Raw genomic sequence first — 19,090 nt, 5'->3', positions numbered from 1 at the left:
AGCGGACAGTTTAATTTTAGTGAACGCTATATTGCCCTTTGCCATATTAATGTTCACATGGAAAACCCATGACTAAAAAAGAGGGCAAATTTGCCCTCTTCTTTATTAAAATTAGAATTTAATAGATGCCATAATTAATTCCCATTAAAGAAAATCATCACACCAGCAACTATAATAAGAACTATAATGGATACCGCAATATCAACCCAACTATAACTATTCTTGTTATTTTTCTTTTCCTCTTCAGAAATAGTTTGATAAGTAAGATTATCTGTTTTTTCCTTTGCAGGAACGTTAGTCAGTAAACTTACTACAGTGATTAGAATAATACAGAAAAGGAAGAACCAGGCTGCAAAGGTGAGAAAATTTATATCTCCCAATAGAAACAGAAAGCCATCCGGATCCAGGGAATCTTTAAAAAGTTCTAGGACAATTCTTGCTGCTCCTACTATAAATCCTACTATTAATGTAATATAGGCTCCGGTAGCATTTATTCTTTTATAGAATATTCCCAGTAAGAAAACTGCTGTAATAGGAGGTGCAATATAAGACTGTACTTTTTGCAGGTACTCATAAAGCACTCCGGAAATATTTGCCATAATCGGAATCCAGATAATACCAATAATAACAATAAATACCGTCGCTATTTGTCCTGTTCTTACCAGCTTTTTCTCTGGAGTTTCGGGTCTTAATTTCTTGTAAATATCTACCGTAAATAAAGTAGAACAGGAATTAAATACTGAAGCCAGGGAACTCATTAAAGCAGCCAGTAATCCCGCAGCTACCAATCCGCGTAAACCGGAGGGCAATAAATTACTCATCAATACAGGGAAAGCTTCATCTGGGCTTTCCCAGTGCAATTCCCCGCGCATTTTTAACGTAAGCGCTATAATACCGGGAATTAAGAATAAGAAAACAGGAAGCAACTTCAGCAAAGCGCCAAAAATAGTTCCCCTTCTCCCCTCTTTGATATTTCTTGCGGTTAAAGCCCGCTGAACAATATATTGGTCAGTACACCAATACCAGATACCAACTATTGTACTGGTGATTAAAAGCGATGGCCATGGAAAATCCGGATCTGAGGCGGAACGCCACATATCCAGATATTGTGGGGTAACGGTTTCGGTCATGCTTTCCCATCCTCCCACTTCATTTAAACCAATAAAAGTTAAAGCTGCCGCTCCAAAAACCAGAATTATGGCCTGTAAGGTTTCCGTATAAACAACAGCACGCATTCCTCCCAGTACAGTATAAAGTCCGGTAAGGATAACTGTGGAAAGTGCGCCGGTCCAGAAGTCTATTCCCAACAACGCAGAAACCACAACCCCTCCGGCATAAATAGTTACCGAAATCTTTGTTAGCACATAAGCGATAATTGAAAAAACCGAAAGGATCCAGCGCGCACGGGCGTCAAACCTTTTTTCAAGGAATTCAGGCATGGTAAACACGCCACTCCTGGCATAAAAGGGCAAAAACACCCATCCCAGGATAAGTACCACCCAGGCCTGGATTTCATAAATTAGCATTGGCAGCTTATCTCCGGCTCCGGCTCCCGCCAAACCAACGACGTGCTCTGAACCTATGTTAGACGCGAAAATAGATGCTCCCACAACAAACCAGCCTACATTTCTTCCGGCTAAAAAATAATCCTCAGTGTTGGATTGTTTTTTATTTATAACCCATACTGCAATTCCTATAAGGATGAGAAAATAGATAGAAATAGCAATCCAGTCTAAAGTATCTAATGTTTGCATAATTATTTTGCTGAAAATTTAAAGCTGGTGTTGGAAGTATATTTTTCTCCTGGTTCCAAAACTACAGAAGGAAATCCTTCTTGGTTTGGAGAATCCGGGTAATGCTGTGTTTCAAGACAGAATCCTGTTCTTTTTCCATAAGTTCCACCTCCTTTTGCAGGTAAAGTACCATCAAGGAAATTTCCTGTGTAGAACTGTATTCCCGGCTCATCAGTATGAACTTCAAGATATCTTCCGCTCTCAGGATCATAAGCTGAAGCAGCAAAGCGCATCCCGCTTTCCTGCTCATTTAATACCCAGCAATGGTCATAACCAAGGCCTCTTTTTAATTGCTGATTTTCAGCTTCTATATTTTGTCCAACTATTTTTGGCTCCCGGAAATCAAATGGACTTCCCTCAACACTTTTTATCTCTCCTGTTGGAATTAGATTTTCAGTAACAGGAATAAATTTATCGGCATTTATTTCAACTTTATGATTCAGAATATCTTCGCTAAAGTTTCCGGAAAGGTTAAAATAAGAATGTTGTGTTAGATTTACAATCGTCTTTTTATCAGTCGTAGCCTCATATTTTACATCAAGAGAATTGTTCTCATTCAGCGTATAGGTGACTATGGTTTCCAGTTTGCCCGGATAACCCTGCTCCATGTCTTCACTGGTGTAACTCATTTTTAGCGAATTTTCCCCTTCTACAGGAGTCGCTGTCCATACCACTTTATCAAAACCTTTTTCCCCACCATGTAATGAATTTTCTCCGTCGTTCTGCGGAAGGGAATATTGCTCCCCATCAAGAGAAAATTTTCCCTGGGCAATCCGATTTCCGTAGCGGCCAATAAGGGCCCCGAAGTAAGGATTATCTTTGGTATATTGTTCAAGGGAGTCAAAACCTAAAACCACATCCTGATATTCCCCATTTTTATCGGGTGCTGTAAGGCTGGTAATTCTTCCGCCATAGGTGATAATTTTTACCTCCATACCATTATTATTGGTAAGGGTGTACATTTCCACATTTTCACCATTGGGAGTGGTTCCGTAATCAGATTTATCAATCACAGTTTCGTTATTTTGAGCAGTTTCTTCTGCAGGTTTATTTTCATCTTTTTTGTTATTTTTGCATTGTACAAGACACAACGCAAGTCCAACAAGGGCAAGCCCATAAAGACTTAATTTAATTTTCTTCATAAGTTTGGTTTTAGTGATTTAATTACAAGCCGTGCTGAAACAAGTGATAATAAGCCTCATTGGCATTAAGCTGATCTTTAAAGTCTCTAACCCTCGTTCTTTCGTCTATCACCAGCAGTTCTATCCCTGCAATATCTGCAAAATCTTCCAGATATTCTGTAGTCAAAGCCTGGGTATATACTGTATGGTGGGCACCACCGGCCAGAATCCAAGAAGTAGCCGCGATATCAAGATCTGGCTTGGCATCCCAAAGCACCCTGGCAACAGGTAGATTAGGCAAAGCTTCAGGTTTTACGGCTTCCACTTCATTTACAATCAGGCGGAAACGGTTGCCCATATCCACTAAAGAAGCATTAAGCGCAGGACCTTCGGGAGAATTAAAAACTAATCTCACAGGGTCTTCCTTTCCTCCAATGCCCAGTGGATGAATTTCACAATCTGGCTTTCCATCGGCAATACTCGGGCAAATTTCCAGCATATGTGAGCCGATAACATAAGATTTTTCAGGTGTAAAATGGTAGGTGTAATCTTCCATAAACGATGTTCCGCCTTCCAGCCCCTGCGTCATTACTTTCATAGCTCTAAGCATGGCAGCGGTTTTCCAGTCTCCTTCAGCTCCAAATCCGTAGCCATCGGCCATAAGCCGTTGTACGGCGATTCCAGGCAACTGCTTCAGCTTTCCGAGATTTTCAAAAGTATCTGTAAAGGCTTTAAAACCTCCTTTTTCTAAAAATGAGCGTAAACCCAGTTCAATTTTAGCGGCATCCACTAAAGAACTTCTTTTCTCTCCTCCTTCTTTTAATTTATCTGAAAGATTATAAGAAGATTCATATTCCTCCAGCAGTTTATTTACTTCTGCTTCAGAAACTTTTTCTATGTGTTCCACTACTTCCGAAGAATCATAACCGTTAACAGAAACTCCAAACCTGATCTGGGCTTCCACCTTGTCTCCATCAGTCACCGCAACTTCCCTCATGTTATCACCAATACGGGCAACTTTAAGGTTTTGAAGTTCATCCCAGCCCAATACAACCCTGGACCAGATTCCCAGTTTTTTCTGAACACGATCAGATTTCCAATGGCCAACCACAACTTTACGTTTTTTACGCATCCTGCTCATCATAAACCCAAACTCCCGGTCTCCATGCGCCGACTGGTTTAAATTCATGAAATCCATATCTATGTCATTCCATGGAATTTCCGCATTGAACTGCGTATGCAGGTGACAGATAGGTTTCTTAAGAATACTCAGGCCGCGAATCCACATTTTGGCAGGAGAAAAAGTATGCATCCAGGTAATGATACCGATACAATTTTTATCGGTATTTGCTTCCAGACATAAATCGGTTATTTCTGAAGGACTCTTTACAGTTTCCTTATGAATAATTTTAAGAGGACTATGTTTGGAAGAATTTAAACTATCTACGATTTCCTTTGAATTTTTGGTAACCTGGTTCAGGGTTTCTTCACCGTATAAACTCTGGCTTCCAGTAACAAACCAGATTTGTTTTTTTGCAACGTCTGTCATTTTTGTAATTATGGGTTAATATCAATTCTGTCCGTAATAGGCATCCTTGCCATGCTTACGTTCATAATGTTTTTTTATTAATGAATCTTTTAATCTTGGAGCTTCAGGATTTATCTGAAGGGTGAGAAATGCCATTCTGGCTACCTCTTCCAAAACTTTGCTGTTATAAACTGCTTTAGCAGCATTTTTCCCCCAGGAAAAGGGACCGTGATTTCCCAGCAGTACCATTTGCACTTCTTCATAAGAAATATTTTTGTCTTTAAAACAGTCAAGAATCTGGATTCCTGTGTTATGCTCGTAATTTCCCGAAATCAGGTCATCACGCATAGGAGGCGCACACGGGATATCTGCGGTTAAATGATCGGCATGGGTGGTACCGAAAATAGGAATATCCTTTTGCGCCTGTGCCCAAGCTACAGAATACGTGGCATGGGTGTGCGCGATACCTCCAATATTTTGCCAGTTCTTATACATAAAAGCATGGGTTTTGGTATCTGAAGATGGTCTCATCTCCCCTTCAATTACATTATTATCAAAATCCATAATAACGATATCTTCAGGTTTCAGCTCCTCGTAAGGCACTCCACTGGGCTTTATAGCAAACACTCCTTTTTCCCGGTCTACCGCACTCACATTTCCGAAGGTGTAGATTACCAGGTCAAGAGCATCAAGCTGCATATTGGCCTCATAACATTCCTGTTTTAAATTTTTATAGCTGGAACTCATTCTCTTTAGATCTTTGTTTTACTTTATTTTCTTCAAAGGCACTTAATTCCTTATAAGCTTCCATTTGTTTTTGATATTCTGAAACCTTAGCTTCTTCAGGGAAATATTCGGCTTCAAAATCACTTCCCAAGTGTTTACTGGCTTCAATCACATCAGGATAAATTCCTGCGGCTACTGAAGCATAGATCGCCGCCCCAAGAGCCGGAGCCTCATCAGATTTTGCTACTTTAATCGGCATATTCATAACGTTGGCTAACGTTTGCATAATAAATGGTGATTTTCGTGCAACTCCTCCAATCCCAATTACACTATTAATTTTAACCCCTTCCTGCTGAAAACGATCTGCGATCTCTTTGGAACCAAAACAGATGGCATTTACCAGTGCATTAAAAATATGAGGTGCTTTGGAACCAAGCGAAAGATTAGAAATGGCACTTTTGAGTTCCTGATTGGCATCGGGCGTTCTTCTCCCGTTAATCCAGTCCAGCGCAACCGGAAGACTTTCCGAAATTTCTATTTTTTCAGCTGCTGCAGAAAGTTCTTTAATAAAGTTGCTTTCAACCTCAGCTTTTAGCTTCTCTTTTTGTTCCGAAGAAAGTATATCTGAATTTAAAACCAGATTTTCTACAGGCCAGGAAAGTACATCTTTAAACCAGGCCAGCAAATCTCCAAATGCCGATTGTCCCGCTTCAAGACCAATAAAGCCAGGAATCACAGAGCCGTCCACCTGTCCGCATATTCCACGTACTGTTTTTTCAGCAACAACATCTTTTGAGGAAACAATGATATCACAAGTAGAAGTTCCCATTACCCGCACCAGAGTATGCTCATCTATCTTTGCGCCAACTGCACCGGAATGCGCATCAAAAGTTCCCACGGCAACCACACAATCTGTGGTTAAACCAAGTTTTTCTGCCCATTCTTTACTGATATTCCCTGCCACTTCATCTGAGGTATAGGTTTTGTTATAAAGCCTGCTGCGCAAATCTCCCAAATAAGGATCCAAACGATTCAGGAAATCTTCTGAAGGCAAACCACCCCAGCTCTCATGCCACATTGCTTTATGTCCCGCAGCACAACGGCTGCGTTTAAAATCTGCAAGATTTGTTGTATCTTCAATAAGAAGATAAGTCATCAGATCACAATGCTCCATCCAGGTGTATGCCGAATTTTTCACATTTTCGTCCTCCCGAATGATGTGTGCAATCTTCGCCCAAAACCATTCCGAAGAATAAATTCCTCCTTCGTATTTGGTGAAATTTTCACCTCCCCAGTTTTCAGCCAGGTTATTAATCTCATTGGCCTCATTAATTGCCGTATGATCTTTCCATAAAACCATCATGGCATTAGGATTATCTTCAAAACCTTTTTCCAGCGCCAAAGGGGTTCCATCTTTGGTCACAGGAACAGGAGAAGAACCTGTGGTATCTATACAAATACCTTTTACTGACTCTCCCGCTACTCTGCTTTTTTTGATAACTCCTTTTATGGTTTTTTCAAGACCTTCAATATGATCCAGTGGATGCTGCCGAAATCGGTTTCGGGAAGCATCACAGTAAAGCTGTTTTTTCCACCGCGGATACCAGTAAACTTCAGAAGCCAGTTCTTCTCCATTTTTAGTATCAAGTAGAACAGCCCGCACCGAATCTGTTCCGTAATCTAGTCCTATCACATATGTATTCATCCTTTTATCTTTATCTTGTAAACAAATATATAAGTTTTAAATTAACAAGTGTAATTAAAACACTTATATATAAAAAATAATCTTAATCTTTGCCATACGAAAAGTTAAAAGATTATTTATGATCCATAATTACGATTCTGAAGATAAAGCACTACTCGCTGTAGATTGCATCATTTTTGGATTCGATCAGGAAGAGTTAAAAATTCTTCTTGTGAAAAGAGATTTTGAACCCGAAAAAGGAATGTGGTCGCTCATGGGTGGTTTTTTAAAAAGAAGCGAAAACCTGGATGAAGCTGCCGAAAGAATTCTTCTTCATTTAACAGGAATAAATAATGTATACCTGGAACAACTGCACAGTTACAGTAAAATAGATCGTGACCCCGTTGAACGAACTGTTTCCGTAGCTTATTTTGCTTTAATAAATATAGAAGAACATAATAAAGAACTTATCAAACAGTATAGTGCCCAGTGGTTTAATATTTCAAATGCCCCAGGATTAATTTTTGACCATGAAATGATGGTTAAAAAAGCCATCAGCAGGCTTCGTTACAGGACTTCTACAGTACCTATTGGCTTTGAACTTTTGCCTCAAAAATTTACTATGCGACAACTACAAAAGATGTATGAGGCTATTTTAGGAGAGAAACTGGATAAAAGAAATTTTATCAACAAAATCAATAGCCTTGATATTCTCAGGAAGCTTGACGAGAAAGATATGGAATCTTCCAAAAAAGGATCTTTTCTCTATACTTTTGATGAACAAAAATATAAGCGTAAAGCCGCTGATGGTTTTTCCTTCAAGCTTTAATATAAATTTCAACAAAAAAAACAGCCCGGCATATGCCGGGCTGTTCCTTAATTAAAATATAAGAATTAGCCTAAATTTATAATTTTCAAAAAATTGTTTTCCTTGGTGCTGATTTCAATAGTATATTCTCCAACAGGAACATTTTTAAAATCAATAGTTTTTGTTACTACTATACCTTTACCTTCTGCGGTTGCGATCAATTCTCCTAAAGAATTATAGACTTTAACCTTAGCTGCTCCTTCTGTAGGATTGGTTAGAGACAATAATACCTGCTTATTATTTATTCTAAAGCTTGGTTTAAAAGTAATTGCTGAAGACTTATCCTCTACATGAATACCAGCTTCATCCTTTTTTATCACTTTAGTATGAATGTGATATTCGTTTTCAAACTGAAGATAATAAGTACCTTGTGGTGCATCAGAAAGATCCAATGCTTTTGTGTAGGCATTTTTAGCAATAAGACCATCTCTAAACAGCATTTTTCCCTGCTCATCCAGTAATGATAGTGTTGCCCCCTCAACAGGATTTCTCAATTCTATAAGAATGGTTTTTTCTTTTACTTTAACAGCCAGGTCGGCTGCTTTAACGTTAAAACTAATTCCGATTAATAGAATAAAAGATAATAGTCTAAATACATTTTTCATAATTTTAGTTTTAATTGTTAATAATGTTAATTCATTAATAATTACTAAAACAAATATAGATCTCATTTTACATTCTAATAAATGCTTAATATGCATAAATATGTTCTGAATTGACTTTATTAAAATATTTATATATTACAAATAGTTTAAATAACACATATTAAATAAAATTAAACCTAAATATTGTATAATATCATAATTACATTATATTCATAAAAAATACATTTATGCCTAAATTATCTAAACCGGCCTTTGAAAAAGTAGAACCCGCTTTCGGCAGTTCTATTACCTATAAAACCTACAATCAAAATCATCAGAATAATAGCAACAGTTTCTGGCATTATCACCCGGAAATTGAACTGGTATACGTAAACGGAGGTTCAGGAAAAAGGCAAATTGGAAGTCATCTTTCTTACTACCGTAACGGAGATCTTATCCTTATTGGTCCTCACCTGCCCCATTGTGGCTTTACCGATGGCCTTACAGCGTATGAAGCCGAAACCGTTATTCAGCTTAAACAGGATTTTCTTGGAAAAGGCTTTTTTGAAACTCCTGAAATGAAAGGAATCAAATCACTTATTGACCGTGCTCGTAAGGGTATTGTTTTCCATGGGGCAACAAAACGGACTATAGGCAAGAAAATTGAAGGTTTAAAAGGATTAAATGCCTATTACAGGCTTCTAGGCCTTCTGGATATTCTAAAAATGCTTGAAGAAGCTGAAAATTATACAGTTTTAAATGCTCATGGTTTTTTATTGGAGGCTGAACTTCAGGACAATGACCGCATAAACGTGGTATTTAATTTTGTTAAACAGGAGTACAGGCGTTCTATTGGCCTTGAAGAAATTTCAGCTAAGGTTAGCATGACTGTTCCTGCTTTTTGCCGCTACTTTAAAAGGATTACAGGTAAGACCTTTACACAGTTTGTAAATGAGTACCGGTTGGTGCATGCCGCAAAACTCCTGCATGAAAAACAAATGAGTATAACTGATGTTTGCTTTGAAAGTGGCTTTAATAACTTCAGCCATTTTAATAAACAATTCAAGAAATTTACGGGTAAATCCCCGTCCTCCTATCGTACCGAATTGAAATATACAGTAACTTCTTAAATAAAAAAGCCCGCTTATACAGCGGGCTTTAAATAATTAATTAAGAGGATTTCTAGCTTTCGTGCATAAATCGTTGTTTCTCCAACAATTCTTCTTCACTTTCAACGTGCTCATCATCGGGTACGCAACAGTCAACAGGACAAACTGCCGCACATTGTGGTTCTTCGTGAAAACCTTTACATTCTGTACATTTATCTGGTACAATATAATAAATTTCATCACTTACAGGTTCCTGCGCCTCTTCAGCATTGGCTGATTTTCCATTTGGCAGAACCACATCTCCTTCAAGATCGGTTCCATCAGCATACCTCCAGTCATCAGCTCCTTCGTAAATTGCGGTGTTTGGGCATTCCGGCTCACAGGCACCACAATTTATACACTCATCTGTTATTACAATTGCCATAGCTCTTTTTATTTGAAAATTATCACCTCAAATCAAAACTCAACAGCTTTTAAGGAAATCAATAGTTTTTCCCAACTGTAAATTTTAATTTCGCGCTACAAATTTAACGTCAATCGTATTCATAACCAAATAAGGCAATGAGAATCCACGAACGAAAATCATATTTTGCAAAACTTGGAAAATTCATGGGGCAATTCAGTAATTCTTCTGAAGAAAACTTAGAAAAGCCATTAGAAAATAAAGAATTATTCAAAAGAATGAATGAAAAGATTGATTCCGCCGTACATTATAACGGCTGGTTTAACCGCGAAAGTGTGATATTTGCTTTTCAGCAGTGGAGTAAGGCACTAAGTGAGGAGAAGATTGAAAAATGGATTTCGCAATATGATTTTAATAAATTTTCTACCCCCAAAACAGTAGCTGTGATAATGGCGGGAAATATCCCCCTGGTAGGATTTCACGATTTTATATCTGTTCTTATGGCTGGTCATAAAGTACTGGTAAAACCTTCAGGAAACGATAAACAGTTACTGCCGGTATTAGCTGAATATCTATTTTTTCTAAATCCGGAATTCAAAAATTTCATTCAGTTTACTGAAGATAAATTGCAAAATTTTGATGCTGTTATAGCTACCGGAAGTAATAACACTTCCCGTTATTTTGAATACTATTTCAGAAATAAGAAAAGCATTATCCGTAAAAACCGGAATTCCGTAGCCGTATTAACAGGAAAAGAAAGTAAGGAACAACTGGAAGCGCTAAGTAATGATATCTTTAGGTACTATGGACTCGGCTGCCGGAATGTTTCAAAAATCTATGTTCCTGAAAATTATGATTTTGATAAATTTTTCCAGGCCATGTACCAATGGAGAGAGACTATCAATCATGCGAAGTATTCCAATAATTACGATTATAATAAAGCGGTTTACCTTATGAGTGAATTTAAGCTTCTGGAAAATGGATTTTTAATACTGAAAGAGGATAAAAGTTTTGGCTCCCCCATCGCATCTCTTTTTTACGAAAGATATTCCTCTGAAGAAGAGCTTCAGAAAAAACTTCAGCAGGATGAAGAAAAAATCCAGTGCGTGGTGGCAAGCGAATTTATGGAAAATGAAATATTGTTTGGTAAAACACAACAACCTGAATTATGGGATTATGCCGATAATGTAGATACCATATCTTTTCTGCTGAATCTTGACTGATAACGGGTATTATATAATAGTAATTCCCTTTAAAATTTAGCATCTTTGCCATACATGATTAACCGGTTCTTTTATGAAAAAACATAATTTTAGTGCAGGTCCCTGCATTCTCCCTGAGGAAGTTTTCCAACAGGCTTCTCAGGCTATTCTCGATTTTGATAATTCTGGATTATCTATACTGGAAATTTCCCATCGCAGCACTGCTTTTGTAAATGTGATGGAAGAAGCCAGAGAACTGGCTCTGGAACTGCTTAACCTTCAGAATAAAGGCTATAAAGCACTATTCCTTCACGGTGGCGCCAGTATGCAATTTCTTATGACAGCCTATAACCTTCTGAACAAAAAAGCAGTCTATTTGAATACAGGAACCTGGTCTTCCAAAGCAATAAAAGAAGCAAAACTCTTTGGAGAGGTAATCGAGGTAGCTTCTTCTAAAGATAAAAATTTCAGCTACATCCCAAAAGATTATTCCGTTAATGAAGATGTGGATTATTTTCATTGCACCAGTAACAACACCATCTTTGGTACCCAGATAAAAAGTTTCCCTAAGGTTTCAGTTCCCATGATCTGCGATATGAGTAGTGATATTTTTTCAAGAGAATTGGACTTTTCTCAATTTGATGTTATTTACGCAGGGGCTCAAAAAAATATGGGTCCTGCAGGGGCTACCCTGGTGGCGATAAAAGAAGAAGTTTTGGGCAGGATGGAACGCGATATTCCCTCTATGATGGATTATAAAGTACATATAGAAAAAGAGAGTATGTTCAATACTCCGCCGGTATATGCTGTGTATGTTTCACTGCTTACCCTGCGATGGATAAAAGCGAACGGAGGCATCAAAGCTATGGAGCGGAAAAATAGCGAAAAAGCCGGGCTCATATATAATGAAATAGACCGGAATCCTCTGTTTAAAGGATTTGCTGCCGTTGAAGATCGTTCTGCCATGAATGCCACTTTTAATCTTACAGATGAAAGTAAACAAGAAATCTTTGATAAAATGTGGAAAAAAGCTAATGTAAACGGCCTTAGCGGACATCGAAGTGTTGGCGGCTACAGAGCTTCAATGTATAATGCACTTTCTCTTGAAAGTGTACAAGTGGTTGTGGATGTAATGCAGGAACTGGAGAAAAAAGCCTGACAGAGAATATTCAGCAAAAAAGACAATATGAAGGTATTAGCAATTAATGGTATTTCGGAAAAAGGTGTGCAGATTTTTAAAAAGGCTGGTTTTGAAGTACTGAATAAAAAAGTAGCCAGTGAGCAACTTCCGGATTTTATTAATCAAAATCAGGTTGTTGCAATTATAACAGGTAGTAACACGGTAATTGGAAAAGACTTTATTGATGCCTGCCCGGGACTTAAAATAATTGGCCGTGGCGGTAGCGGTTTCAGCAATATTGATTTAAAATATGCGCAGAATAAAGATGTTACGGTTGTAAACACTCCTTTTGCTTCTGTCACTGCTGTGGCCGAACTTGTTTTTGCCCATCTCTTTAGCGGAATCCGATTTCTACATGACGCCAATAGGAATATGCCACTGGAAGGTGATATGAGATTTAAAGATTTGAGGAAATCCTATGCAGGCGGCAGGGAGTTAAGAGGAAAAACATTAGGAATTATTGGTTTTGGGAAAATTGGCCAGGAAGTGGCAAAAGTTGCTCTTGGACTGGGAATGAAAGTGATTGCAAGTGATGAGACTGTACGTGAAGAAAATATTCAACTTGAATTTTTTGGCCATCAAAATATTAGTATTCCCGTTAAAACAGAACCATTACATCAGGTTATAAGGCAATCTGATTTTATCACACTTCATATTTCTGCCCAAAAACAAAAAGAACCTCTCATAGGTGAAGTAGAAATTAATGCCATGAAAGACGGTGCAGGTATTATTAACACCTCCCGGGGAGGAATAATAGATGAGGATGCATTGCTGGAAGCCCTCGAAAAAGGAAAACTTGCCTTTGCAGGCCTGGATGCTTTTAAAAATGAACCTTCACCGGGAATCAAACTTCTAATGAATGAAAAGGTTTCTTTAAGCCCCCGTACTGGTGGCATAACAATAGAAACCCGGGAAAGGATAAATGTGGAGTTGGCTGAAAAGATAACTGCTATACTTCAGGATGAAATATAAATACAGTAAATATGGGGTACGATAGAAATTTTAGATCCACCTCGATTCTTGTAATATTTCTTTAACGGTATTTTTATACAGAAAGGTCTAAATTAAAGTCTCATTATAAAATCTTAATATGGCTTCAATACTTGATATTTTAAATACCACTACAGGAGAGCAGCTTATTGGTAAAATAACTGAAACTACAGGCGTGGAGAAAGAAAAAGCTGTAACAGCCCTTGGAATGACAATGCCTATAATACTGGGGATTTTAAAGAACAGTTCTGAAGATCCTAAAAAGGTAGAAAAACTCAATAAAGCTTTAGATACTGATAAACACGACGGTCAGCTTCTAAACAGCCTCAAGAATTCTGAAACAGAGAAATTAAGCGAAGAAGGAGAAAAAATTCTACATCATTTGATGGGAAACAAAAGAGGAAATATAGAGAGCTTTTTAGCTTCTACCCTCCATCTTCATAAAGAAGACGTTGGAAAAATTTTTAGTTTAGCTACTCCAGTAATCATGAACTTGCTTGGCAGCCAAAAACGGAAAGACAAAGTAAAAGCTTCAGGATTATCGGGATTAATAGGTTCTGTATTAGGATCAAGTGCTGCACACGAATCTTCTTTCGTAGAAAGTTTATCAAATAGGGATGAAGATGCTAACGTTATAGATGATGTAAGAGGAATGGTCATTGGTGGCGGCAAAGGCGGAAAAAAAGGTGATAGTGTTCTAAAAGGATTTACCGGGGGAAAATAAAAAGGAACAGTTTTTGAAAAGCAATTTTAAAATAAATCAATGAAAAATTTTATTTATATTTTTTTGCTGGCTGTATTTATATATAGTTGTGGCGGGAACAGGAGCCTCCGATCTGATCGGGTGGCGAATGCTGAAAATGACACGGTTCGTATTGCAAATGACAGCCTTGAATACGAAATTATAATTATTGAGCCAGGCTTTAATCTCTTTATAAATTCCATAGCAAAACCTGAAGGATATTATTCCCAACAATACCTGGAAACAAAAAACAGCCAGCTGGTAACTGAATATAATAGCCGCGTGCGCCAACCTCAACGATACAACCCGAGTTTATACGTAAATGAGATCAATTATGAGCGACAGATAGATTACGGATATGAGGTGAATTATCTTCTTTATAATTACTTTGTGTATTTCAGTCGGCAATATAATCAGCGATTTATAGTACCCACAAGGATTTAAAAGTTTTAAACTGCCAGCATAAGATTATTAATATAATTCCTACAATAAATTTTGAACTCTGAATTTCACTAATTTCTCCCCCTTCTTCTTTTTCTTTTTAAATGAAGAAATAAAAGAATGCATGTAATAATAGCTGCAACAGCGATAGCTATTAGAAAAAAATGAAAAAATGTTAACTGTAAATGCATTTTGTAAGGCCGGTTGATTAGCGGAAAATTAACACATAATATTTATAAGAAAAATCCTACAGATTTAAATTAATAAATATTTATAAAAATATTAAAGTGATTTAGCATAATTTAACCTATATCCGTTAAAAAATAATTCATTAACAATTTTTAAGGATATATTTTTTACAATCTGGCTTTTAAATACTTTTTGATATTTATCTAAATGAGAGGTAGCACTCCCCAAATATGCTACCCCTCCAAAATTCTGCCTTCATCAGGCAAAAATATATCAAGTGTTTTTGACATTATATAATTAACATTATCCAGCGAGTAAAAAATTATCTCTTCTGCAAATTATAGTTAAAGCATAATTAGTCTACAATATTGAGAACTGCAATATTCCAAAATTATATAAGAAGGCTTTGATACAAAAGCAATAAAAAATAACCCTTCAGTTCCCGTTCCCGGTATAAGAAAAATAGCTAATTTCTTCATCATGCATTAAAGTTTGCAGGCAACATAAATTTCCCTCTTTCTCAATTTCTATCTGGTTTTTAATATATTCGCAACATGAAAAAACTGAAAACGCGATGGGGAATAAATTCTAACTGGCAGATTCTAGTGATTCTTCTGGTTTTTGCAGTTACTGGTTCTACTTCTATGAAACTTGCCGGTCCTCTAGTGGAATTCATTGGACTTTATCCTGAATCCTCACATTGGTTTGTTTACTGGACCTTACGAATATTGCTAATATTCCCTATTTACCAGGTACTTTTAATATCATTTGGATGGTTGTTTGGACAATTCCGGTTCTTTTGGGCATTTGAAAAAAAGATGCTTAACCGGATGGGGATGGGAAAATTACTGAAATTATAATTTGAAGGATTTAAGGAACATATTTATTATATGTACAGCTTTTCTCATAATGCTGCCTTCAATAGCAGGTTTTACTCATACTTTTCTAGGCCATGAGCATGAGCTTTGCGATCATTATGCTACCAGCCATTATCATGCAAAACCATTAGATTGTAAATTATACAAGTTTCACAAAACACCGGCCTTACAAATCGGGTTCTTACGTTTTGAGCCGGTGGAAATTTCTGTTCAGGAAAAACAAATTTTCAGTTTCTACTATTTTTTAGATGATTATCAAAGCCTTGGCTTTGTATTGCGGGGGCCGCCCTATTCAGCCTAGGTCCGCTTAATCTTCTTCTTAAGAAGAATAAATAAATCATTTAATAAATTCAAATGAAAGTTAATATTATACTTGTACTGCTTTTGGCAGTCACTCCTCATATATATGCACAAAATGAGCTTTCCGGCTCTGTAATGGATGCCGAAACGGGGGAACCCGTATTTAGTGCTAACGTGTATTTTCCACAACTTGATAAAGGCACTGTAACAGACCTTGATGGAAATTTTACTTTTAAAAATCTTCCGGAAGGAAATTATAATCTTCTTATTTCTTCAATTGGATACAGCTCTTTTTCACGAGACATCCGGATTCCTTCTGAAGCACTGGAATTTCAGATATCACCTTCTGCCATAGAGATGGAAGAAGTTATTATTTCTACACCATTCCATCAGCTTCAGAGCGAGAACGTAATGAAAGTAGAGCGAGAAAGCGTTTCTGAATTAAATCGTAAAGGAGCAGTAACATTAGCTGATGGAATAACCCAAATTGCCGGAGTGGAGAGCCTTACCACGGGAGTTGGGATTGGAAAACCGGTTATTAGAGGTCTTAGCTCCAACCGGGTGCTTGTTTATACTCAGGGAGTGAGGCTTGAAAATCAGCAGTACGGAGACGAACATGGTTTGGGCATTAGTTCAAAAGGTATAGGCAGCGTGGAAGTTATAAAAGGTCCTGCCTCCCTGCTCTATGGAAGCGATGCCATTGGTGGCGTTCTTTACCTTAATCCTGAGTCTTATGCTTCAGCAAATAATACACAGGCTGAATTTAGTGGTGATTACTTTAGTAACACCCTGGGCTATCAGGGAAGTGCAATGGCTAAAACATCGGGTGAAAAACTTAAATTTCTGGCACGTGGAAGTTATGCCGCTCATAGCGATTATGAAACGGGTGATGGCCAAAGGGTAACCAATACCCGTTTTAATGAAAAAGACCTTAAAGCCGGAATAGGATATCAGGACTCAAAATATAAAGCCGATTTAAGGTATAACTACAACAGGTCTAATATTGGTATTCCTGAGGAAATTGGTGTTCAAAATACTGATAAAGAACTGCATCTTCTCCCTTACCAGGAAATCGACAATCATATAGTGAGCCTTGAAAACAGGCTGTTTTTGCCAAATTCCAGTCTGGATCTGAAAGTCGGCTACCAGTTTAATAACAGGAAAGAATTTGAAGACCATCATCATGACGAAGAAGGTCATGATGAGGAGGAAGAGCACCAGGAGCATGAAGAAGAACTGCCGGGAGAGCATCCCGCCCTGGAGATGCACCTGGAAACCCTAAGTTATAATTTGAAGTATAACCTTCCTGAAACAGGCAATTTTGAAACTATATTTGGTGTACAGGGAATGCACCAGACCAATTCAAATTTTGGTGAAGAAATATTAATTCCTGATGCTGAAACAGTAGATTTTGGAATTTTTGGTACCACTCATTACCATCTTGAAAATTGGGATTTTCAGGGAGGAATCCGGTATGACAAAAGAAGCCTTAAAAGTATTTCTTATGAATCTGCAGAAGGAACTGCCACAGGATTGGACAGGAACTTCAACAGCCTGAATGGTGCATTTGGAATTAAATATCAGCCTTTAAAAAAGTTTGCAGTCAGACTCAATCTGGCCAGTGGATTTCGTGCTCCAAATTTAGCTGAATTAACCTCTAATGGAACGCATAATGGTGCAAACCGCTACGAAGTAGGAAATGCAAGTTTAAGCAACGAACAGAACTTCCAGGTGGACCTTTCACTGGAATGGCGCAACAGGCATTTTGAAGCTTTTGCTAATGCTTTTCACAATTCTATTAACGATTATATATTTATTAGCCCCTCTGAAGATGTTATAGATGGAGAGCAGGTTTTCTATTACTTTCAGGATAATGCAAATCTTTACGGAGGAGAACTGGGATTTCACCTCCACCCCCATCCATTAGACTGGCTGCATTTTGAAAGCAGTTTTGAAACAGTAACCGGTAAACTTTCCAGTGACGAATACCTGCCTCTTATTCCGGCAAACTCCCTTACCAATACCTTTCGTGTAGAGTTTGAAGAGGAAGGATTTTTCCAGAATAAATATGCTTTCCTGAGATTGAGAAGCGTTTTTGACAAGAAAAATATTAATATTTTTGAATCTGAAACTGAAGGTTACAACCTGCTTGGAGCAGGTTTTGGAGGAAAAGTGAATCTGGGAGGTTCTATGGTAGAAATAAATATTAGCGGAAATAACCTGCTTAATAAAGATTATATTTCACACCTTTCCCGTCTTAAACAGGATAACATCTCCAATATTGGCAGAAATATAATGGTTTCGCTCCTCTGGAATATATAATCCGGTAATAAAACAAAAAAGCTGCCTAAAGACATACAGGCAGCTTTTTCAACTTAACTAATTAAATCAACCTTTAATATTTAATAACTTTCAACCTCAATAATTCGTGGTTGAGGAGTTTTATTTTTCTTCCAGACAAAATTGTACAGATACATTAATGTAAATGTTGGAATAATATCTGTGCCCGGTAAAATCTCTTCAAGAAATACAAGTACAGATGCTATTTTACCATTTTTTCCGGGATACATCCTGCGCATTTTATTTGCTGCGTATGGTGCCCAGATTAAATCCAGGAATGGACCTATAAGCGGAATAGCCATTGTTATCATACCTACTGCATCGTAAATAAGTCCTTTTATCAATAATCTTTTATATGGAAAGTTCATCTTTTAGGTTTCTGTTATTGAAACAAATAAGATGCCAGAATTTTATCGCAGATCAGAACTAATTAGTTTTAAAAATTCAGACCGGGTTTCAATTTTTTCAAACTGGCCACGAAATCCTGAAGTGGTAGTCACACTGTTCTGTTTTTGTACCCCCCTCATCATCATACACATATGCTGCGCTTCAATTACCACTGCCACTCCCTGGGGTTTTAAAACTTTATTTAAACATTCCAGAATATCATGTGTTAATCGTTCCTGTACCTGTAATCTACGTGCAAAAACATCTACCAACCTGGGAAGTTTGCTCAATCCTATAATTCTTCCATTGGGGATATACGCAACATGTGCTTTTCCGAAAAATGGCAGCATATGATGTTCACAAAGTGAATAAATTTCAATATCCTTTACTACAACCATTTCATCATAGCTTTCAGTGAATAAGGCATCGGTAAGGATTTTTTCAGCATCCATATTATACCCCTGCGTAAGGAATTGCATCGCTTTAGCAGCTCTTTCAGGGGTTTTTACAATTCCCTCGCGCTGCGGGTCTTCCTCCACCTCTTCTAGTACTTGTTTAAAGTTATTCCTGAGCTTTTCGGTGACATTTATGTCATATTCTTCAAAATACCGGTAAGACATTAGCG

General features: G+C 37.5%; 18 protein-coding genes. 9 read left to right on the top strand and 9 right to left on the bottom strand.

Translation table 11 applies throughout. The features are described from left to right. Positions 1 to 134: 134 nt before the first annotated feature. The 5 genes from RM539_RS09725 to RM539_RS09705 are packed head-to-tail and all read right to left on the bottom strand — an operon-like array spanning position 135 to position 6,873. Complete coding sequence (locus tag RM539_RS09725) at positions 135 to 1,754, bottom strand: sodium:solute symporter (protein WP_311503200.1); 1,620 nt, start codon at positions 1,752 to 1,754, stop codon at positions 135 to 137. Between the two features lie 2 nt (positions 1,755 to 1,756). Next, positions 1,757 to 2,935 carry an aldose epimerase family protein gene (locus RM539_RS09720; RefSeq protein WP_311503199.1) on the bottom strand — a complete coding sequence of 393 codons (1,179 nt, stop codon included), beginning with the start codon at positions 2,933 to 2,935 and terminating at the stop codon, positions 1,757 to 1,759. Between the two features lie 22 nt (positions 2,936 to 2,957). Continuing rightward, complete coding sequence (gene araA / locus RM539_RS09715; protein WP_311503198.1) at positions 2,958 to 4,463, bottom strand: L-arabinose isomerase; 1,506 nt, start codon at positions 4,461 to 4,463, stop codon at positions 2,958 to 2,960. A gap of 21 nt (positions 4,464 to 4,484) precedes the next feature. Further along, entirely contained in the window at positions 4,485 to 5,189 is a 705-nt protein-coding gene (locus RM539_RS09710; protein ID WP_311503197.1) for an L-ribulose-5-phosphate 4-epimerase, read from the bottom strand. Beyond that, a complete protein-coding gene (locus RM539_RS09705) occupies positions 5,173 to 6,873 on the bottom strand; it encodes a ribulokinase (protein WP_311503196.1) in 1,701 nt (566 codons plus the stop codon). The genes RM539_RS09710 and RM539_RS09705 overlap by 17 nt, the downstream gene beginning before the upstream one ends. Before the next feature lie 118 nt (positions 6,874 to 6,991). Here RM539_RS09705 and RM539_RS09700 point away from each other — a divergent pair, with 118 nt between their 5' ends. Continuing rightward, on the top strand, positions 6,992 to 7,681 hold the full coding sequence (locus RM539_RS09700; protein ID WP_311503195.1) for an NUDIX hydrolase: 690 nt from the start codon (positions 6,992 to 6,994) through the stop codon (positions 7,679 to 7,681). Positions 7,682 to 7,746: 65 nt separating this feature from the next. Here the strand turns inward: RM539_RS09700 and RM539_RS09695 are convergent, their stop codons facing one another. Next, entirely contained in the window at positions 7,747 to 8,325 is a 579-nt protein-coding gene (locus tag RM539_RS09695; protein WP_311503194.1) for a T9SS type A sorting domain-containing protein, read from the bottom strand. Positions 8,326 to 8,552: 227 nt separating this feature from the next. Here RM539_RS09695 and RM539_RS09690 point away from each other — a divergent pair, with 227 nt between their 5' ends. Next, entirely contained in the window at positions 8,553 to 9,434 is an 882-nt protein-coding gene (locus tag RM539_RS09690) for an AraC family transcriptional regulator (RefSeq protein ID WP_311503193.1), read from the top strand. A gap of 52 nt (positions 9,435 to 9,486) precedes the next feature. On the opposite strand, the gene RM539_RS09685 is transcribed toward RM539_RS09690, so the two are convergent. Continuing rightward, positions 9,487 to 9,837: a 4Fe-4S dicluster domain-containing protein gene (locus RM539_RS09685; RefSeq protein ID WP_311503192.1), complete on the bottom strand. Its 351-nt coding sequence runs from the start codon at positions 9,835 to 9,837 to the stop codon at positions 9,487 to 9,489. 137 nt (positions 9,838 to 9,974) lie between these two features. Between RM539_RS09685 and RM539_RS09680 the strand changes: the two genes are divergently transcribed. The 7 genes from RM539_RS09680 (at position 9,975) to RM539_RS09650 (ending at position 18,060) form a co-directional block, all read left to right on the top strand. After that, positions 9,975 to 11,039 (top strand): acyl-CoA reductase, encoded by a 1,065-nt coding sequence (locus RM539_RS09680; protein ID WP_311503191.1) that lies wholly within the window; start codon positions 9,975 to 9,977, stop codon positions 11,037 to 11,039. Between the two features lie 73 nt (positions 11,040 to 11,112). After that, on the top strand, positions 11,113 to 12,177 hold the full coding sequence (serC, locus tag RM539_RS09675) for a 3-phosphoserine/phosphohydroxythreonine transaminase (protein ID WP_311503190.1): 1,065 nt from the start codon (positions 11,113 to 11,115) through the stop codon (positions 12,175 to 12,177). A 27-nt stretch (positions 12,178 to 12,204) separates the two neighbouring features. After that, the gene (locus RM539_RS09670; protein ID WP_311503189.1) at positions 12,205 to 13,170 is read left to right on the top strand and encodes an NAD(P)-dependent oxidoreductase; all 966 of its coding nucleotides are present in this window, start codon (positions 12,205 to 12,207) and stop codon (positions 13,168 to 13,170) included. Between the two features lie 118 nt (positions 13,171 to 13,288). Continuing rightward, positions 13,289 to 13,912, top strand: coding sequence for a DUF937 domain-containing protein (locus RM539_RS09665; protein ID WP_311503188.1), 624 nt, complete (start codon positions 13,289 to 13,291; stop codon positions 13,910 to 13,912). Between the two features lie 39 nt (positions 13,913 to 13,951). Next, positions 13,952 to 14,374 carry a DUF6146 family protein gene (locus RM539_RS09660; protein ID WP_311503187.1) on the top strand — a complete coding sequence of 141 codons (423 nt, stop codon included), beginning with the start codon at positions 13,952 to 13,954 and terminating at the stop codon, positions 14,372 to 14,374. A gap of 740 nt (positions 14,375 to 15,114) precedes the next feature. After that, positions 15,115 to 15,420, top strand: coding sequence for a DUF6787 family protein (locus RM539_RS09655; protein WP_311503186.1), 306 nt, complete (start codon positions 15,115 to 15,117; stop codon positions 15,418 to 15,420). Positions 15,421 to 15,792: 372 nt separating this feature from the next. Next, on the top strand, positions 15,793 to 18,060 hold the full coding sequence (locus RM539_RS09650; protein ID WP_311503185.1) for a TonB-dependent receptor: 2,268 nt from the start codon (positions 15,793 to 15,795) through the stop codon (positions 18,058 to 18,060). A gap of 80 nt (positions 18,061 to 18,140) precedes the next feature. Here the strand turns inward: RM539_RS09650 and RM539_RS09645 are convergent, their stop codons facing one another. After that, complete coding sequence (locus tag RM539_RS09645; protein WP_311503184.1) at positions 18,141 to 18,446, bottom strand: hypothetical protein; 306 nt, start codon at positions 18,444 to 18,446, stop codon at positions 18,141 to 18,143. Positions 18,447 to 18,488: 42 nt separating this feature from the next. Further along, positions 18,489 to 19,085: a GTP cyclohydrolase I FolE gene (gene folE, locus RM539_RS09640; protein ID WP_311503183.1), complete on the bottom strand. Its 597-nt coding sequence runs from the start codon at positions 19,083 to 19,085 to the stop codon at positions 18,489 to 18,491. Between the last annotated feature and the right edge of the window lie 5 nt (positions 19,086 to 19,090).

Origin of the sequence: Autumnicola musiva (genome assembly GCF_031846585.1) — a bacterium.
In the GTDB taxonomy this organism is placed as follows: Bacteria; Bacteroidota; Bacteroidia; order Flavobacteriales; family Flavobacteriaceae; genus Autumnicola; species Autumnicola musiva.
Note: the sequence above shows the minus strand (reverse complement) of the source record. Positions and strands in the feature narration are given on the sequence as shown.

What these genes read in the sequence shown, in the direction of transcription:
- RM539_RS09725 (WP_311503200.1), bottom strand. Translation starts at nt 1,754, where the DNA reads ATGCAAACATTAGATACTTTAGACTGGATTGCTATTTCTATCTATTTT.
- RM539_RS09720 (WP_311503199.1), bottom strand. Translation starts at nt 2,935, where the DNA reads ATGAAGAAAATTAAATTAAGTCTTTATGGGCTTGCCCTTGTTGGACTT.
- araA (WP_311503198.1), bottom strand. Translation starts at nt 4,463, where the DNA reads ATGACAGACGTTGCAAAAAAACAAATCTGGTTTGTTACTGGAAGCCAG.
- RM539_RS09710 (WP_311503197.1), bottom strand. Translation starts at nt 5,189, where the DNA reads ATGAGTTCCAGCTATAAAAATTTAAAACAGGAATGTTATGAGGCCAAT.
- RM539_RS09705 (WP_311503196.1), bottom strand. Translation starts at nt 6,873, where the DNA reads ATGAATACATATGTGATAGGACTAGATTACGGAACAGATTCGGTGCGG.
- RM539_RS09700 (WP_311503195.1), top strand. Translation starts at nt 6,992, where the DNA reads ATGATCCATAATTACGATTCTGAAGATAAAGCACTACTCGCTGTAGAT.
- RM539_RS09695 (WP_311503194.1), bottom strand. Translation starts at nt 8,325, where the DNA reads ATGAAAAATGTATTTAGACTATTATCTTTTATTCTATTAATCGGAATT.
- RM539_RS09690 (WP_311503193.1), top strand. Translation starts at nt 8,553, where the DNA reads ATGCCTAAATTATCTAAACCGGCCTTTGAAAAAGTAGAACCCGCTTTC.
- RM539_RS09685 (WP_311503192.1), bottom strand. Translation starts at nt 9,837, where the DNA reads ATGGCAATTGTAATAACAGATGAGTGTATAAATTGTGGTGCCTGTGAG.
- RM539_RS09680 (WP_311503191.1), top strand. Translation starts at nt 9,975, where the DNA reads ATGAGAATCCACGAACGAAAATCATATTTTGCAAAACTTGGAAAATTC.
- serC (WP_311503190.1), top strand. Translation starts at nt 11,113, where the DNA reads ATGAAAAAACATAATTTTAGTGCAGGTCCCTGCATTCTCCCTGAGGAA.
- RM539_RS09670 (WP_311503189.1), top strand. Translation starts at nt 12,205, where the DNA reads ATGAAGGTATTAGCAATTAATGGTATTTCGGAAAAAGGTGTGCAGATT.
- RM539_RS09665 (WP_311503188.1), top strand. Translation starts at nt 13,289, where the DNA reads ATGGCTTCAATACTTGATATTTTAAATACCACTACAGGAGAGCAGCTT.
- RM539_RS09660 (WP_311503187.1), top strand. Translation starts at nt 13,952, where the DNA reads ATGAAAAATTTTATTTATATTTTTTTGCTGGCTGTATTTATATATAGT.
- RM539_RS09655 (WP_311503186.1), top strand. Translation starts at nt 15,115, where the DNA reads ATGAAAAAACTGAAAACGCGATGGGGAATAAATTCTAACTGGCAGATT.
- RM539_RS09650 (WP_311503185.1), top strand. Translation starts at nt 15,793, where the DNA reads ATGAAAGTTAATATTATACTTGTACTGCTTTTGGCAGTCACTCCTCAT.
- RM539_RS09645 (WP_311503184.1), bottom strand. Translation starts at nt 18,446, where the DNA reads ATGAACTTTCCATATAAAAGATTATTGATAAAAGGACTTATTTACGAT.
- folE (WP_311503183.1), bottom strand. Translation starts at nt 19,085, where the DNA reads ATGTCTTACCGGTATTTTGAAGAATATGACATAAATGTCACCGAAAAG.